At 34.5% G+C, this 16,800-nt stretch carries 15 protein-coding genes; 5 read left to right on the forward strand and 10 right to left on the reverse strand.

What is annotated here, in order from left to right:
• Window positions 1-56 precede the first annotated feature (56 nt).
• Window positions 57-932, forward strand: coding sequence for a bifunctional 5,10-methylenetetrahydrofolate dehydrogenase/5,10-methenyltetrahydrofolate cyclohydrolase (locus DKT72_RS16635; protein ID WP_111309909.1), 876 nt, complete (start codon window positions 57-59; stop codon window positions 930-932).
• Window positions 933-934: 2 nt separating this feature from the next.
• Here DKT72_RS16635 and rluF read toward each other — a convergent pair whose 3' ends face one another.
• The 6 genes from rluF to DKT72_RS16665 are packed head-to-tail and all read right to left on the reverse strand — an operon-like array spanning window position 935 to window position 6,030.
• Window positions 935-1,702 (reverse strand): 23S rRNA pseudouridine(2604) synthase RluF, encoded by a 768-nt coding sequence (rluF, locus tag DKT72_RS16640; RefSeq protein WP_111309879.1) that lies wholly within the window; start codon window positions 1,700-1,702, stop codon window positions 935-937.
• A gap of 19 nt (window positions 1,703-1,721) precedes the next feature.
• The gene (locus DKT72_RS16645) at window positions 1,722-2,549 is read right to left on the reverse strand and encodes an alpha/beta fold hydrolase (protein ID WP_111309880.1); all 828 of its coding nucleotides are present in this window, start codon (window positions 2,547-2,549) and stop codon (window positions 1,722-1,724) included.
• A complete protein-coding gene (locus DKT72_RS16650) occupies window positions 2,550-2,915 on the reverse strand; it encodes a cupin domain-containing protein (RefSeq protein WP_111309881.1) in 366 nt (121 codons plus the stop codon). It abuts the gene before it with no gap.
• Window positions 2,916-3,887 (reverse strand): YitT family protein, encoded by a 972-nt coding sequence (locus DKT72_RS16655; RefSeq protein WP_111309882.1) that lies wholly within the window; start codon window positions 3,885-3,887, stop codon window positions 2,916-2,918. It lies immediately after the preceding gene.
• A gap of 9 nt (window positions 3,888-3,896) precedes the next feature.
• On the reverse strand, window positions 3,897-4,457 hold the full coding sequence (locus tag DKT72_RS16660; RefSeq protein WP_111309883.1) for a hypothetical protein: 561 nt from the start codon (window positions 4,455-4,457) through the stop codon (window positions 3,897-3,899).
• 28 nt (window positions 4,458-4,485) lie between these two features.
• Window positions 4,486-6,030, reverse strand: a complete 1,545-nt coding sequence (locus DKT72_RS16665) for a helicase HerA-like domain-containing protein (protein WP_111309884.1) — start codon at window positions 6,028-6,030, stop codon at window positions 4,486-4,488.
• 170 nt (window positions 6,031-6,200) lie between these two features.
• On the opposite strand from DKT72_RS16665, the gene DKT72_RS16670 reads away from it, so the two are divergent.
• On the forward strand, window positions 6,201-6,830 hold the full coding sequence (locus DKT72_RS16670) for a 7-carboxy-7-deazaguanine synthase QueE (protein WP_111309885.1): 630 nt from the start codon (window positions 6,201-6,203) through the stop codon (window positions 6,828-6,830).
• 107 nt (window positions 6,831-6,937) lie between these two features.
• Window positions 6,938-7,438, forward strand: coding sequence for a pyridoxamine 5'-phosphate oxidase family protein (locus tag DKT72_RS16675; RefSeq protein ID WP_111309886.1), 501 nt, complete (start codon window positions 6,938-6,940; stop codon window positions 7,436-7,438).
• A 64-nt stretch (window positions 7,439-7,502) separates the two neighbouring features.
• Here DKT72_RS16675 and DKT72_RS16680 read toward each other — a convergent pair whose 3' ends face one another.
• From DKT72_RS16680 to DKT72_RS16695, 4 genes are all read right to left on the reverse strand, one after another.
• Window positions 7,503-8,033, reverse strand: a complete 531-nt coding sequence (locus DKT72_RS16680; protein WP_111309887.1) for a DUF2911 domain-containing protein — start codon at window positions 8,031-8,033, stop codon at window positions 7,503-7,505.
• Window positions 8,034-8,162: 129 nt separating this feature from the next.
• The gene (gatB/aspS, locus tag DKT72_RS16685; RefSeq protein ID WP_111309888.1) at window positions 8,163-11,501 is read right to left on the reverse strand and encodes a bifunctional amidotransferase subunit GatB/aspartate--tRNA ligase AspS; all 3,339 of its coding nucleotides are present in this window, start codon (window positions 11,499-11,501) and stop codon (window positions 8,163-8,165) included.
• Window positions 11,501-12,901, reverse strand: coding sequence for an amidase family protein (locus DKT72_RS16690; protein ID WP_111309889.1), 1,401 nt, complete (start codon window positions 12,899-12,901; stop codon window positions 11,501-11,503). The genes gatB/aspS and DKT72_RS16690 overlap by 1 nt, the downstream gene beginning before the upstream one ends.
• A 2-nt stretch (window positions 12,902-12,903) precedes the next feature.
• Complete coding sequence (locus tag DKT72_RS16695) at window positions 12,904-13,173, reverse strand: Asp-tRNA(Asn)/Glu-tRNA(Gln) amidotransferase subunit GatC (RefSeq protein WP_220628146.1); 270 nt, start codon at window positions 13,171-13,173, stop codon at window positions 12,904-12,906.
• A gap of 300 nt (window positions 13,174-13,473) precedes the next feature.
• On the opposite strand from DKT72_RS16695, the gene DKT72_RS16700 reads away from it, so the two are divergent.
• Window positions 13,474-14,490: a dipeptide epimerase gene (locus DKT72_RS16700; RefSeq protein ID WP_111309890.1), complete on the forward strand. Its 1,017-nt coding sequence runs from the start codon at window positions 13,474-13,476 to the stop codon at window positions 14,488-14,490.
• A gap of 297 nt (window positions 14,491-14,787) precedes the next feature.
• Window positions 14,788-16,737, forward strand: coding sequence for a DNA topoisomerase (ATP-hydrolyzing) subunit B (gene gyrB, locus DKT72_RS16705; protein ID WP_111309891.1), 1,950 nt, complete (start codon window positions 14,788-14,790; stop codon window positions 16,735-16,737).
• Window positions 16,738-16,800: the final 63 nt, after the last annotated feature.

A 16,800-nucleotide genomic window follows, 5' to 3' on the forward strand; every position in this document is an offset into this window, starting at 1 on the left:
CTTCAGCTAAGAGACCAAAAACCAAAAACCACCAACCAAAAACCATCACCCAAAACATGATAATTTTAGACGGTAAAAAAGTTAGTAACGACATAAAAGATGAAATCGCTGAACATGTAAAAGCAATGATTTCCAATGGAGAAAAAGTACCACATTTGGCTGCTATTTTAGTGGGTACCGATGGTGCTAGTATGACTTATGTAAACGCCAAAGTAAAAGCTTGTGAAAAGATAGGTTTCAAGTCGACTTTAATCGATTTACCTGAATACACTTCAGAAGAGGAATTGTTGAAAAAAATACACGAGCTCAATACCAATGATGATATCGATGGCTTTATTGTGCAATTGCCTTTGCCAAAACATATTGATGAGCAAAAAGTGATTATGGCTGTGCATCCTGATAAAGATGTGGACGGATTTCATCCTACAAATGTGGGTAAAATGGCTTTGGATTTACCAACTTTTTTACCTGCAACACCTTATGGAATCCTTGAATTATTGGAAAGATACCAAGTGGAAACCTCTGGTAAAAATGTGGTAGTTATGGGAAGAAGCCATATTGTGGGGCGTCCCATGAGCATTTTAATGAGTCAGAAGCGTAAAGCCGGAGATGCTACGGTTACCGTAGTGCACAGTCGTTCAAAAAACTTAACTGAAATCACCAAACAAGCAGATATTATTGTGGCTGCCATTGGCATTTCGGAATTTTTAACGGGTGATATGGTTAAGGAAGATGTTGTTATCATAGATGTGGGCATTACTCGTGTTCCAGATGCGACTAAATCAACTGGTTATAGACTGGCAGGGGATGTGGAGTTTGAAAGTGTGAGTAAGAAAGCAAGTTATATAACCCCGGTTCCAGGAGGTGTTGGTCCTATGACGATTGCTATGCTACTTAAAAATACATTGTTGGCAAGAGAGAGACATCAATAGGTTTAGTTTCTTTTCCTATGTGGTCTTATTAAATTAGGTTTGTGTTCTTTTGTGGAATCAGCTATAAGTCTGTTTAGTTCTTTAAATTCGTCTTTAGTAAGTTCCCGATACTCCCCAACAGGCATATCCATTTTAATGTTCATGATACGAACGCGTTTAAGGGTTTCAACTTCGTAATTTAAATACTCACACATGCGGCGAATTTGTCGGTTTAAACCTTGAGTTAATATGATTTTAAACTCATACGTGCTTAGTTTTTCAACCACACATTTTTTGGTAACTCTATCTAAATCTTCCAGAGGAATACCTCCAGACATACGCTCAATAAACGTTTGGGAAATAGGTTTGTCGACTTTAACAATATATTCTTTTTCATGATTGTTACTGGCACGAAGAATTTTGTTTACAATATCCCCATCGTCAGTTAAAAGTATCAAGCCTTCACTAGGTTTATCTAATCTTCCTATTGGAAAAATACGTTTTGGATACTTAATAAAATCAATGATATTATCTTTTTCAACACTTGTATCGGTAGTGCAAACAATACCAACAGGTTTGTTAAAAGCTAAATACACAAAAGAGGTATTGGTATTGCTAATTTCCTTTCCGTCAACATGAACCACATCAGTTGGAGATATTTTTGTGCCCATTTCAGGTATGGTACCATTAATGGTCACTCGACCAGCTTCAATAAGTTTATCTGCTTCCCTGCGTGAGCAATAACCAACTTCACTTAAATATTTATTAATGCGTTTTAAAGCGTCTTCCATAGTGCAAAAATACAATAAACTATTGGTTGATGAAGTCTAAAATAGAGGTATTAATTTCATCGGATTTTAAACCATGACCTAAGCCAGTTGTGGAGATAAGTGTGGTGTTTTTGTAATGCTTTTCATAATCTAAAGCATCGCTATAAGGAATGATTTTGTCTTCTTTATCATGAATGATAAGACCTTTAGCTTTAATTTTTTCTGAAAAATTTGAGATATGATAATAACTAGGTAAGTGGTTAAAATGAGTCAGTACAAATTGATCAATACCATTTGAAACCTTGTCGTTATAACCCATTAAGTTTTTATAACGATGGAAAATACCTGTGAAATTTGAGGGTGCTCCTAATAATACTAATTTATTAACTGATGCTATGTGGTATTTAAATTCAGATAAAATGGTAGCCATACCACCCACAGAATGCCCAATAATGATAGAAGGATGAAATGCTTTGCTTACAACATGTATGAATTCAGAATACAATACGGCATTAAATAATTTTCCTCCAGAGTTACCATGGGCTGGAGCATCTAAGGCAATGATGTTATAATCTAAATCTTTTAAGAGGTCTATTAATTTTTTCCATCTATAAGAATTGCTTTCCCAACCATGAACTAGTAAAATAGTTTCCTTTTTTCCAATCCATTGGTATGTCATGATAGCCGTATCTTGATAAAATAGTTGTTTTTGGATAGCTGAATTTAGAAACTTAGTGTTACTATCTTTTGTTTTTCTTTTTTGAGGTCTAGAGAATAGCTGAAATGCTAACTGGACAGCAAATGGTGTTGAGATATGGCTTATCAAGTTTATAGAAGAGCCAATAATTTTGGGGAGGTATTTATTCATTTAAAAATCTTCTCTATTTACTAAATCCATAGAAAAAGCAGGTTTGCAAATAGCGATGTATTCACAAGGTTCTGAAAATGGATTTGAATATTGTACGCGTGTATTTTTGTCTATTTTTATAGATTCGCCAGCTTTTAAAATGATGGTGTCACCTTCAATAATAAATTGTTTTTTGCCTTTTATTATATAGGTGTATTCATCAAATTCGGGGGTTTGAAAAGGTTCGCTCCAACCTGCGGGAGCAACCATATGCGCTATACTTATTTCAGTATTGCCATCAGTGGCCAATCCAAAATGTTCTTCAATGATTTTGCCATCTGAGGTTGGAACTAAAAACGGCTTATTTTGAATGCTATACTTTTTCATTTATTTTAATGGTTTTTTCTTAATCATTCCACCTTTTAAATCTTTGACCATACCCATAATTATAAAGGCATTTTTATCAATTTTATCTATTTCAGTTTTTAATTTAGGGAGTTCTAAACGCGTTACAATAGTATAGATAATATCTTTGTCGTAGCTTTCTCCTTGAGTGCCATATCCGCCTTTACCAGCATAAATGGTGCAAGCTCTTAATAGTTTTTCTGTAATCATTATTCTAATACGTTCATGGTGATTGGAAATTATGGTAACACCAATATATTCTTCAACACCATCCACAACGAAATCAACTGTTTTTGCCGCTGCTAGGTAAGTAAGAATGGCATATAAAGCCACTTCTATAGATAAAATATAAGCACCAAACGAAAATATGATAACATTAATGACAAGCAATACGTCACCAATGGTTGCCGATAATTTTCTGCTTAAATAAATGGCTAAAACCTCTGTACCATCAATAACGCTGCCTCCTCGCATAGACAAACCAATTCCAAGTCCTAAAAAGAATCCACCAAAAACGGCTATGAGTAGTTTGTCCTCTGTAATAATAGGATAATCAACAGAGTGAACAACAAAGGCTAAAAGCGAAATGGCTAAAATACTACGTATGGCAAATTTAGTATTAATGGTTTTTGAAGCTAATAACAAAAAAGGAAGATTCACTACAATTAATAAAATACTAAGTTCAATAGATGTTAAATTTTCAAGCAAGAGAGAAATACCTGTGGCGCCACCATCTATAAAGCGATTAGGCAATAAAAAGCCTTTTAAACCGAAGCCAGCCGAAAACACACCAATGATGATAAATATATATTCTTTGATGCTATGGGTTAGTTCAACATACAAGGAATTTGCTAACGTTGAAATATCATGGATACTATAAGGTTTTGAGGTGCTTTTTTTTTCAAGCTTTTTACGAGCAACATCAACTAATAGCTTTGAAAAAAATGGATTCATATGTATAATTTATAGTTTATTCCAATTTAAAAAAAAGTATTTTATTTTGGCATTATCTGGAATGTGTATAGCTTCTATTTTTAAATGGGTATCAAAACGAATACTAGCAGGTAACTCTTTTTTGTCTATAGTAAACGTGGCGTTTAAATCTTTTACCGTAACCAGTACCATGTTTATTAAATTGTCTATTTGGGATATTTTATAATTATCTGAAATATCTTTAAAGGTACTTAGTGTGCTAATGTTTTTATCGGTTTTGTAGCGTGGGTCTAAAACTCTAACATTTTTAATAAATGATGTTGAATCTGATGATTGTCTAGGTGTCAAAACCAATAACTTTTTTCCGCCTTTTTCATAAATTTCAATATCATTAATATGTCTTGTAAACTCGGTATCTCCAATAAAATTCACAATAGAATCATTCCCAAAAATGGTTTTAAGATCTTTTACTTGAGTAGAATCATTTAATAAACCAACATGGTGTTTGCCAATTTCAAAAGAATCAGGTTCTTTTTTGCAACTAGCAAATAATGTAGAGATGATGATGAGGGTTAAAAGTGACTTATGCATTTAAATGGTTGTTTTATTTTTTTTGAAATTATTTTTTCATGACTTTAGTTAAAATACCAAAAACACTACGAATAAACGTGGCACTTGTTAGCACTTTCACAACGGGATTCATAGCAGTACTTCTGCGAGTTGATGCTGTTGTTTTTTTCTTGGATTCTTCAGCTTTTTTAAGGGCTTCTTGTTCTTTTTTTGCCTTTTCTTTAGCTTCTTCTGCTTGAGCCTGAGCTATTTTTTTATTCAATAATTCATAAGCACTTTCTCTATCAATAGTTTCATTGTATTTCTTTACAAGCTTAGATTGAGAAAGTAAGGTATTCAATTCGCTATCGGTTAAAATATCCATTCTGCTCATCGGTGCTCTCATCATAGTTGCTGCCAATGGCGTAGGACGCCCTTTTTCATCTAATGCAGATACCAGGGCTTCACCTGTTCCAAGGGATGTTAAAACAGTTTCCGTATCGTAATATTCTGAATCAGGATAATTTTGAGCCGTCATTTTAATAGCTTTTCTGTCATTGGCCGTAAAAGCTCTAAGGGAGTGTTGTATTTTTAAGCCTAACTGACTTAAAACGGCATCAGGGACATCGGTTGGATTTTGAGTAACGAAATAGATACCAACGCCTTTACTTCGTATTAATTTTACAATACTTTCTATTTGATTTAATAATGCTTTGGAAGCCTCGTTAAAAATTAAATGGGCTTCATCAATAAATATAACAAGTTCTGGGCGTTCCGCATCACCCTGTTCAGGAAAGGTCGAATAAATTTCGGCAAGCAAACTCAACATGAATGTAGAAAACAATTTGGGTCTATCTTGAATATCAGTCAATCTAATGATATTGATATAACCTCTGCCTTCTCTATCAATTCTTAATAAATCATCGACATCAAAAGAGGTTTCGCCAAAAAACAAATCAGCACCTTGTTGCTCTAATTCCACCACTTTACGTAAAATGGAGCCTGTTGATGCTGTTGAAATACGTCCGTAGGCTTCATCAAACTCCGCCTTCCCTTCTTGGGTAGCATACTGTAATATTTTTTTGAAATCTTTTAGATCTAAAATAGGAAGTTTGTTATCATCACAATATTGAAAAATAACAGCCACAACACCAGATTGGGCCTCAGACAAATCTAAAATACGTGATAATAGTACGGGACCGAATTCACTTATGGTAGCTCTTAGTCTCACGCCATCTTGTTCAGATAACGTAAGCACTTCAACAGGAAAACTCTTGCCTTTCCAAGGGATGCCTATTTTTGCTTGGCGTTCATCAATTTTTGGATGTCCTTCGCTAGGTTGGGCTAAACCACTTAAATCACCTTTGATATCCATAAGCAATACAGGAATACCTTTATCACTTAAATTTTCAGCTAAAACTTGTAAAGACTTAGTTTTTCCAGTTCCAGTAGCGCCAGCAATTAAACCATGACGATTTAATGTTTTTAAAGGTATATTAACTAAAGCATTGGTAATGGTTTCGCCATTCAACATGGCAGCACCTACGGAAATAAAATCCCCTTTGGTCATGTTGCCTTCATTGATATAATTAAAAAAGGTTTCCTTTGTATCCATGCGTCTTTATTTTGCATAAAAATAAGGTTTTATTTTATAAAATGGTACGTATGTTTTTCGGTTTTTGAATAATATCTGCCAATATATTTCATGTAATTTCTAAGCGAAATTTTAAAAATCGTAAATTAAAAACCCTAAATCGTAAATTTTAAAAAGTATCTTTGCTGACTATGAATACAGACTTGCAAATATTGGTTGATAAAGGTGAAATGTTGCCTTTAATGGAGGAGTTTTACACCATTCAAGGGGAAGGGTTTCATAAAGGAACTGCTGCTTATTTTATAAGAATTGGAGGTTGTGATGTGGGATGCCATTGGTGCGACGTCAAGGAAAGTTGGAATGCGAATTTACACCCGCCAACGGAAGTTTCTAAGATCGTTGAAAATGCAAAAACATATAGTGATACCATTGTGGTTACAGGAGGCGAACCCTTAACTTGGGATATGACAATATTAACATCAAAATTAAAAGCCGAAGGATTGCAAATACATATTGAAACATCTGGGGCATATAAATTAACAGGCATTTGGGATTGGATTTGTTTATCTCCAAAAAAGATGAAGTTGCCTACCAGCGAAGTTTATGCGAAAGCCAATGAATTGAAAATGATTATTTATAATAAAGATGATTTTCGCTTTGCTGAAGAACAAGCTGCTAAAGTCAATAAAGATTGTATTTTGTATTTACAACCCGAGTGGAGTAAACGTGATAAGGTGATTCCTGAAATTGTAGATTATGTCATGAAAAACCCAAAATGGAAAGTATCCTTACAAACCCATAAGTATTTGAACATTCCGTAAGCCTTCTGTTTTTTTTATTAGGTTAAAATTGTATTTGCATCAATACTTTTATTTTTTGGGATAATTAATTTTGCCGATAGATATTATTTTTAGGCAAAATAAAAATTATGAGTCAAAAAAATTTCTATAGCAAAGAAGCCAAAGATAAGATTAAAGAATTGGCTGAAGATATCGATTTCGCGATGATGTGCACCAATTTAAAAAATGTACCTTTCCATGCTATCCCTATGAGCACCAAGGAAGTTGATGAGCAAGGCAACATATGGTTTTTAAGTAATAAGGAGAGTCATCATACTCAACACATACTTAAGGATAATCAAGTTGCTGTCTTATATTCTAAACCAGGGAAAATGACCTTTTTGAAAGTATACGGAAGAGGAGAGGTTATTTCTAATAAAAATCGTATAGAAGAATTATACGGCACTACAGATGATGCTTGGTTTGAAGGAGTTAATGACCCCAATTTATGCGCTCTTAAAATAAAACCGGAAGAAGCTGAATATTGGGAACCTAAACATAATAAATTAGTGTCATTGTTTAAAATGGCTGTTGGTGCTTTGACAGATTCTGAACCAGATATGGGTAATACTGGGTCATTAAATGTTTAAACAAAACACCCCACTAGTATCGCTTTACATAGTGGGATGTTTTGTTGTATTGGGGTGTTTTTTTCTAATTCTTACTTACGGGTATGGCAACTCGTGTCGTTCCCCATCCTAAATACATATTGTTGTTATCAAAAGTTATCGCAAAAGCTTCAATGGAATCTCCGCTACTTACTGGAGCTGTAACTCTTAAAACATCTTTGTTTTCTTTGTAGCTAAAAGCTCCCCAAACATCTAAATCACTATTTAAAATGATTGTCCATTCTTTTTCTCCAGGAATTGTAAATAAGGAGTAGGTGCCAGCTTTGACTGTTTTACCTCCAAAATTCATGTCTTGGAAAAAATGAACCTCAGTAGCTTCATTAGCTCCTGTTCTCCAAACTTTACCATTAGGAGCCAGTTTATCTAATTCTCTCCCTTTTAGTTGAGGTCGGCTATAAAAGACTTTAATCATCGGTGGCGCATTTCTATCCGTTCTAAAATAAGCAATGTCTAATGGGCTTCCATCCAATCCTGGAAATTTTTGAGCATTTGAGTGTATTGAAAATAGCATGGTAAATGCTAAAGCGATAGTTGTTAAAAATGTTGATTTTCTCATAGAAATTATTAGTTTTAGTTTTACAAAAAAGTTGAAATCTGAGTTTAAAATTTTTAAAGATAAGTTATAAAAGTCTATATTTTTTTATAAAACTTACCACAATGTGTTGATTTTTTTATTTTTAACATTTTATTTTTTAATAACTCTCACATTCATTTCCTCAATTTTTTTGTCTGATAGCATAGAAGGTGCACCAAATAATAAATCATCGCTCGTGCCTGTTTTTGGGAATGCCATGACTTCGCGAATAGATGCTTTTTTCTCTAGAATCATCATCAATCTATCAACACCCCAAGCAATGCCTCCGTGCGGTGGCGCACCATAATGGAATGCTTTGTACATGGTGCCAACGCTTTTTAACATGTCCTCTTTATTATAGCCCATGTTTTTATAGGTAGCTTCCAAAATTTCGGGTTTGTGTGCACGAATGGAGCCACCACCAATTTCATAACCATTCAATATTAAATCGTATTGTTGGGCAATGATGCTTCCAATTTCTTCTTCTTTGCCATTCATGTGCTTATCTATATCGTAAACAGCAGGCATCGAAAAAGGGTTGTGGGTAAAGGTCCAACGACCTTCATCGGTTTTTTCAAACATGGGGAAATCAATCACCCAAGCTGGACGTAATTCTTTAGGATTGATTAAATGTAGCATACTGCCCAATTCTTGTCGAACGGCATCCAATGCTTTATTGGCTATTGCGTAATCGGCAGCAGAGAAAAATACAATATCCCCAACTTGAGCGTTTGTTGTTTTTATGATGCCAGCAGCAATATCTTCACCTAAAAATTTAATGATAGGTGATTGTAAATCGTTTTCATTAACAATGATATAAGCCAAACCACCTAAGCCATGTTGTTGCGCAGTGGCTGTTAACTTTTCAATTTGGCCTTTAGATAAACGTTTGTTACCTTGTTCTTCAGCAGACACTTTAATGCATTTTACAATGCCACCCTCTTCGATAGGTTTACTAAACACTTGGAACGTCGTATCTTTTACGATGTCTGTTATGTCTTGAAGTTTTAAGCCAAAACGTAAGTCTGGACGGTCACAACCATAATAATACATGGCATCTTGATAGGTGATGACTTCAAACGGACGTAAAATCCATTTATTTCCATATATTTTGGTTACCACGGCATTAAACATTTTGGTGTTTAAATCGATGATTTGTTGCATACTGGCATAAGCCAATTCCATATCCAATTGGGTAAATTCGGGTTGGCGGTCGCCACGAGAATCTTCGTCTCTAAAACAACGTGCTATTTGAAAATACTTTTCATAACCGCTTACCATCAACATTTGTTTAAACTGTTGTGGAGCTTGTGGTAAAGTGTAAAATGCACCAGGTTGTTTACGGGTTGGAACAATAAATTCACGTGCTCCTTCATCGGTTCCTGCACTTAAAATAGGTGTTTCAATTTCTAAGAAATTTTCTTCATCTAAAATATCACGCAACAATTTAATAACCTTGTGTCGGTTTACAATCACCCGACGTACATCGTCATTTCTATGATCTAAAAACTTATATTGAAAACGTATGTTTTCATTGGTTTTGGTAGCTCTTTTTATTTCAAAAGGTAAGGTTCTGGATAGATTTAAAATCTCTAGTTCGTAAGCTTCCAATTCTATTTTTCCTGTTCGTAAAGCGACATTATAATCATCTTCCTTACGTTGAACAACCGTACCAGTAACTGTTATAACGGATTCTGGTTTTAATTTTACAAGTTCATCTAAATTAGGGAATGATTCCCTGCTTAAACGTACTTGGAATTTTTCGGTACTTGAATCGCGTAAGTCAATAAAAATAAGCTCTCCATGATCACGAACACTAGAAACCCATCCTGCAAAAGTGACTTTTTCAGAGATATTAGCTTCAGAAATGGCTGTAATTAAGTGGGTTCTGTATTCCTCTTTTATAACGATGGGAATTTGAGGCAGAATTTCTTCTTTGGTTGTTGGTTGTTGGTTGTTGGTTGTTGGTTGTTGGTTGTTGGTTGTTGGGTCTTCCGTCATCGGTCTTGGGTCTTCCCCAGCAAGCGCTTTTAAAATCCCTTCACGAATCACTTTTCCTGAAGCGCCTTTACCAATAATCGCAATAATTTTTCCAACTAAAATACCTGATTTTCCTTGGTTTCCAGCTTTAATGTCGTTGGCTATGGCTTCGTTTTCTGCGATAACCTTAGCGATGGCATCCTGAATTTTTTCTTCGGAAATGCTGTTGTTTTCAAAATAGGTTTTATAATCGAAATGTGTATCTTCCAGCAATGATTTAATAGCATGCTGAACCAATACGGCTGTTACTTTTTCTTCTTTAAATAATTTAAAAATATCAATAAAATCTTGAATGTTTTCAATTTGGGAATAAGCTTCAGGTTTTATGTTGTTCGCTAAGGTCTTGGCAACAAAAGAAGCATCTTTCACCTCCTCATTGATAGTTACAAAAGTTTCAGAACGCAAAGAGTCTGCTGTAAAAAATTTAGCGTCTTGAGGCAACACACCGCCATGTATTAAAATAGATTCTACGGCATAAGGTAAGGCACTTGTATCAACAGAGATGTTTTCGACAGCATCTTTTATGTTTACAAAAGGCAAATCGGGCTCTGAAATAAAACGGTAATCTGCCTCATATTCTTTTTTACGCATGGTTTTGGTTTGCTTTAAATCGGCATCCCATAAAACCGTGGTTTGGTCGGGTCTAAACTCTTTATGTTCTATATAGTAGTTGAATTGTTTTTCAACCTCTTCTTTTAAAGCATCGACCATAAACTTAAATGAGTTCAAGTTTTTGATTTCGGTACGTGGATTTAAGGCGTAACTATGCTTTTTGCGAAGTGACACCGAAACATCCGATTTAAATTCGCCTTTTTCAAGATTGGCTTCAGAAATTTTTAAATTTTGAACAATACGTTGAATGTATTGGGCATAGATAGAAGCGTCCTCAATATGGCGAATGCAAGGTTCGGTTACAATTTCAATTAAAGGCACACCAGCTTTATTGAAATCGACTAATGACACCGTTTTTTCGTGCATTAATTTGGCAGCATCTTCTTCGATATGGACCTGAGTTAAATTAACAGTAAACTGACTTCCATCATTTCGGTAACAAGAGACTTGTCCGTCAGGAATAACAGGATTGTGAAACTGTGTAATTTGAATATTCTTCGGGTTATCAGGATATTCATAATGTTTTCTATCCCAAGAAATGATTTCGTTTTCAAAAGAAGAATTTACTGCTTTTCCAAAATAAATGGCTTTAGTAATTGCTTCTTTATTGATGGCAGGTAAAACTCCCATTTGTCCTGTACAAACAGAACATATATTTTGGTTTGGTGTTTCTATTTCTTGATTCGGACAAGAACAGAACAACTTGGTTTTAGTATTTAATCGAACATGTGTTTCCAGTCCGATTACTAACTCTAAATCATGTGCTTTTAAAGCGGCGTCTAATTGTTCAAGTTCCATTATATCGTGTCTTTTAAGAAGTTAGCAAACTTCAAAACGAGTTCGTCATTATTTTTAGCGGCTGTAATTTGTAAGCCCGTGTCTGTGCCTTGTGGTACGGTTAAAGTAGGTAATTGCCCTAAGCTAAAACCGACTGTATACACATCGCTTAAATACATGGCATGCGGGTCTTTTAAACTGTCGCCAATTTTAGGTGGTGCGCTAGGCGTCACGGGAGATAATATAATGTCCACTTCGTTAAAATCGTTTTCAAAATTTTCTGAAATAGCATCACGAAGAGCCAATCCTTTTAAATAGATTTCGTCTGAAAATCCTTGGGATAATACTTGGTTGCCACCAACTATACGCCGTTTAGTCTCTTCTGAAAAATTCTCAGAACGCGTGATGGCGTATGACTCTTTCAGGTTTTTATCTTCTATACGATTTCCATAATTTGAACCATCTAAACGAGATAGGTTAGAGGCGGTTTCAGCCATGGCCAATGTATAATACGTAGAAACCAGAATGTCTGACTTAAAGAAATCCAATGCTTTAATTTCAAATCCTTTGGCTTTTATTTTTTCAATTGCTGTTAAAAAATCAGCTTTCACTTTAGGATCAATAGCATCATTTTCAATAAAATTTTTGAAATATCCGATGGTTTTGATTCCTTTTGAATTTGAGATACTTTCTTCTTTTATTTCGGTAGAAGTATAAGTTGTTTGGTCTTTTACATCTTTTCCGCTCATCACATTCAATACCATACGAATATCTTCAACCGATTTGGCGATAGGGCCAACACAATCTGTAGACGATGCATATGCCATTAATCCATAGCGTGAAATGCGTCCGTAAGTCGGTTTTAAACCATACACATGATTATAACCTGCGGGTTGACGTACAGATCCACCAGTATCACCACCAATAGAAAATACAGTGTAATCTTTAGCGACATTTACGGCAGAACCTCCGCTTGATCCGCCACCCACTAAATCTGGATTTGAAGCGTTTTTAACAGCACCAAAAATGGTGTTTTCACTAGAAGACCCATGTCCAAAACTATCACAGTTTTCTTTAACGATAGGAATAGCACCAGCATCCAATAATTTTTGGATGGCTGTTGCTGTATAAGCAGATTTATAATTTTTAAGCAAGTTTGAACTCGCTGTTGTGTATGTGCCTTGAAGCATATATACATCTTTAATGCCAAATGGAATACCTTCTAAAATACCAATAGTTTCACCATTCGCTATTTTTGCATCTACTTTTCTAGCTAATTGTAAGGCTAAAGTATCGAGTAGCGAATTGACCGTATTATTGGTATTGGCTCTTAGCAAATCTAATTTTTCTTGAATGAGTTTAACGCAAGAAATGTCTTTATTCATCAATTGTTGATGAATCTGTTTTATGTGAGAATCCATAATTATTCTTCTATAATTTTAGAGACTACTAAATATCCGTTTTTCTCTTTAGGGAAGTTTTCGATGATGATTTGTTTTTCCAATGCAGAGCTTTCTATTACTACATCATCTCTTAGATCATTTAAAGACACGTAATTATTACGATTATTATTAAAAGAGTTATTGTTTGTTGGCTGTGCATTTTTAATCACATCAAATAATTTGTTCACGGCCTCACTCGGTTGTGCTCCTTTAATACTCGACAATACGTCGACTGTCATAATTTTACTCATACTTCAAATTTTTATATTAAAAAAAGCCTTCCGAACTAGGAAGGCTTTATATATGTTTAAACAATAACCTTCCTGTCCTAAAGATTAGGATTATTGAAATTATTGTTATTATTAAATATCATTTATATCTTTTTAGCCTGTCAAATATATACAGAAATACTATATAAAGCACTATTTTTTATCACATCCTATTTCATAATTATTAAATTATTAAAAAAATCGAGAAATATTTGTTGGTTACATAATGACATGAAAATAATAATAAATAAAAATTACTATTAACTTTTCTATATTTGGTTTATGAAATTAGTTGTATCCTCGAAGCACTACCAATTGCCATTACAGCACCCATTTACTATTTCCAGATATACGGTAGAAACTCAAAGTACCGTCATTGTTAGTATACATAATGGTGAATTTACAGGTTATGGCGAAGCGACGGTAAATCCATATTATCATAGCACCGTTGAAAAAATACAAAGTTCCATTAAAAAAGTGGAATCCATTATTCAAAAAACTGACTTAAAACATCCTAAAGAATTATGGAATGATTTAGAACCTCATTTAAAAGATGATTATTTTGCGTTATGTGCTATAGATTGTGCATATTGGGATTTACATGCTAAGATAAGAGGGAAAACACTGCGAAGTTTTTGGAGCAATGGTGTCAAGCCATTACCTCTTACCAATTATACGATAGGCATTGATTCTATAGAGAATATGCAATCTAAAATTCTAGAAAAGCCATGGCCTATATATAAAATAAAGTTAGGAACCGATCATGATGTAGATATCATAAGGGGTTTAAGAGACATAACGGATTCTGTATTTAGAATTGATGCCAATGCTAGTTGGACGGTCGAAAAAGCCATTTCGAATATGAAAGCATTGATTGATTTAAATGTTGAATTTATAGAACAACCTCTAAAAGCGGACGATTGGGAAGGAATGAAATTGTTAATGAAGAGAAGTTTGCTACCAATTATAGCCGATGAAAGTTGTCAAAGATTGGAAGATGTAGATGCATGTGCCGAAGTTTTTCATGGCATTAATATAAAACTCATGAAATGTGGCGGCATAACCCCTGCCTTAGACATGATCGAAAAGGCAAGAAAGCATTATTTACTGGTTATGGCTGGTTGTATGACTGAATCTACTGTAGGAATTTCAAATCTAACACAACTAGCAGGATTGATAGATTGTATGGATGCAGATGGTGCGATGTTATTACAAAAAGATATTGCTGAAGGGGTGTGTTTTGAAAATGGAAACATTGTATTTTCTTCTTCAAATGGTTCGGGAATAACACTGTTTTAATCCCCTTTTTTATATCATTTTAAAAGTTGTAAAATTCAAAATACGCGATTTAAGCCATTTTATTTAAATTTCATTTTTGAAACAGATAAGAAAAAGGCCAAAATCAAATTTAAGCCACTTTTTAAGCGATTTAAGCTATTTTGTAGTAATTAACAAATGTTGATAATTATACGTTTAAATCGACGAAATACTTTTAAAACACTTAGAAATTCCGTATATTTGTATGTATTCAGAAGGATGCTTAAGGCATCTTTTTTTATGAAAAAAAGATACTAAAATTTATATAAATATTTTAATATGAGCGAACCAAAAGAAGAATTTAACAAGCATAATTATTCGGCAGATAGTATTCAGGCTTTGGAGGGTATGGAGCATGTTCGTATGCGTCCATCTATGTATATTGGTGATGTTGGGGTTAGAGGACTTCATCATTTAGTTTATGAGGTAGTAGATAACTCTATTGATGAGGCACTTGCGGGGCATTGTAATAATATCACAGTTATTATCAATGAAGATAATTCTATTACAACAGAAGATGATGGGCGTGGTATTCCAGTAGATATACATAAAAAAGAAGGGGTTTCTGCACTTGAAGTTGTTATGACTAAAATTGGCGCAGGGGGAAAGTTTGATAAAGATTCTTATAAAGTGTCTGGTGGTTTGCATGGTGTTGGTGTTAGTTGTGTGAATGCATTATCCGAGCATTTAACAGCAACCGTTTACAGAGATGGTAAAATTTACGAGCAAGAATACGAACGAGGCAAAGCCATGTATCCTGTTAAGCAAATTGGAGATACAGAGAAGCGTGGTACTACGGTGACATTTAAACCCGATCCAACTATTTTTACGCAAACAGTAGAGTATAGTTATGATACTTTAGCCAGTAGAATGCGTGAGTTGTCATTTTTAAATAAAGGGATTACCATTCACCTAATTGATAAAAGAGAGAAAAAAGAAGACGGAACTTATGAAGGTGAAACGTTTCATTCTAATGAAGGTCTAAAAGAATTTATAAAATTTTTAGACGGAAATAGAGAGCCTTTAATGAAAGACGTTATTGCTTTTGAGGGTGAAAAAAACGGAGTCCCTGTTGAGGTTGCCATGATTTATAATACGTCTTATGCCGAAAACTTACACTCGTATGTTAATAATATCAATACCCATGAAGGTGGTACACATTTAGCAGGTTTTCGTCGTGGTTTAACTATGACGCTTAAAAAATATGCTGATGAATCAGGGATGTTGAAAAATTTGAAATTCGAAATAGCAGGTGATGATTTCCGTGAAGGATTAACAGCGATTATTTCAGTAAAAGTTCAAGAACCTCAATTTGAAGGTCAAACAAAAACCAAATTGGGGAACAGGGAAGTCTCCGCATCTGTAAGTCAAGCGGTATCTGAGATGTTAACTGATTATTTAGAAGAACATCCAGACGATGCCAGAATTATTGTCCAAAAAGTAATGTTGGCAGCTCAAGCCCGTCATGCTGCACAAAAAGCTCGTGAAATGGTTCAGCGTAAAACCGTTATGAGTATTGGTGGTTTGCCAGGAAAGTTAAGTGATTGTTCCGAGCAAGATCCTGCTAAATGTGAAGTCTTTCTTGTAGAGGGAGATTCTGCAGGTGGTACAGCAAAACAAGGACGTGATAGAGCATTTCAGGCTATTCTTCCTTTAAGGGGTAAGATTTTGAATGTAGAAAAAGCGATGACACATAAAGTGTTTGAGAATGAAGAGATAAAAAATATTTTTACAGCTCTGGGGGTTACAATAGGTACAGAGGATGATAGTAAAGCGCTTAACCTTTCTAAATTACGTTATCATAAAGTAGTCATTATGTGTGATGCCGATATTGACGGTAGCCACATTGCCACCTTAATTTTAACGTTCTTTTTTAGGTACATGAAAGAATTAATCGAAGGTGGACACATATATATTGCAACGCCACCTTTATACCTAGTTAAAAAAGGAAATAAGAAAGCTTATGCATGGAGTGATAAGGAACGTGACTCTATTGCCGAAGATTTTGGAGGAAGCGTTAATATACAGCGTTACAAAGGTCTTGGAGAGATGAATGCAGAGCAATTATGGGATACAACTATGAATCCAGAATTTAGAACCATGCGTTTGGTACAAATAGATAATGGTATTGAGGCTGATAGGATTTTCTCTATGCTTATGGGAGATGAAGTGCCACCTCGTAGAGATTTTATAGAAAAGAATGCTATTTATGCTAATATTGATGCCTAATAGCTTGATAAGCTTACTAAAAAAAAATGTCGCTATATCCATATAGCGACATTTTTTTTAGTT

Origin of the sequence: Confluentibacter sediminis (assembly GCF_003258355.1) — a bacterium.
Lineage (GTDB): Bacteria > Bacteroidota > Bacteroidia > Flavobacteriales > Flavobacteriaceae > Confluentibacter > Confluentibacter sediminis.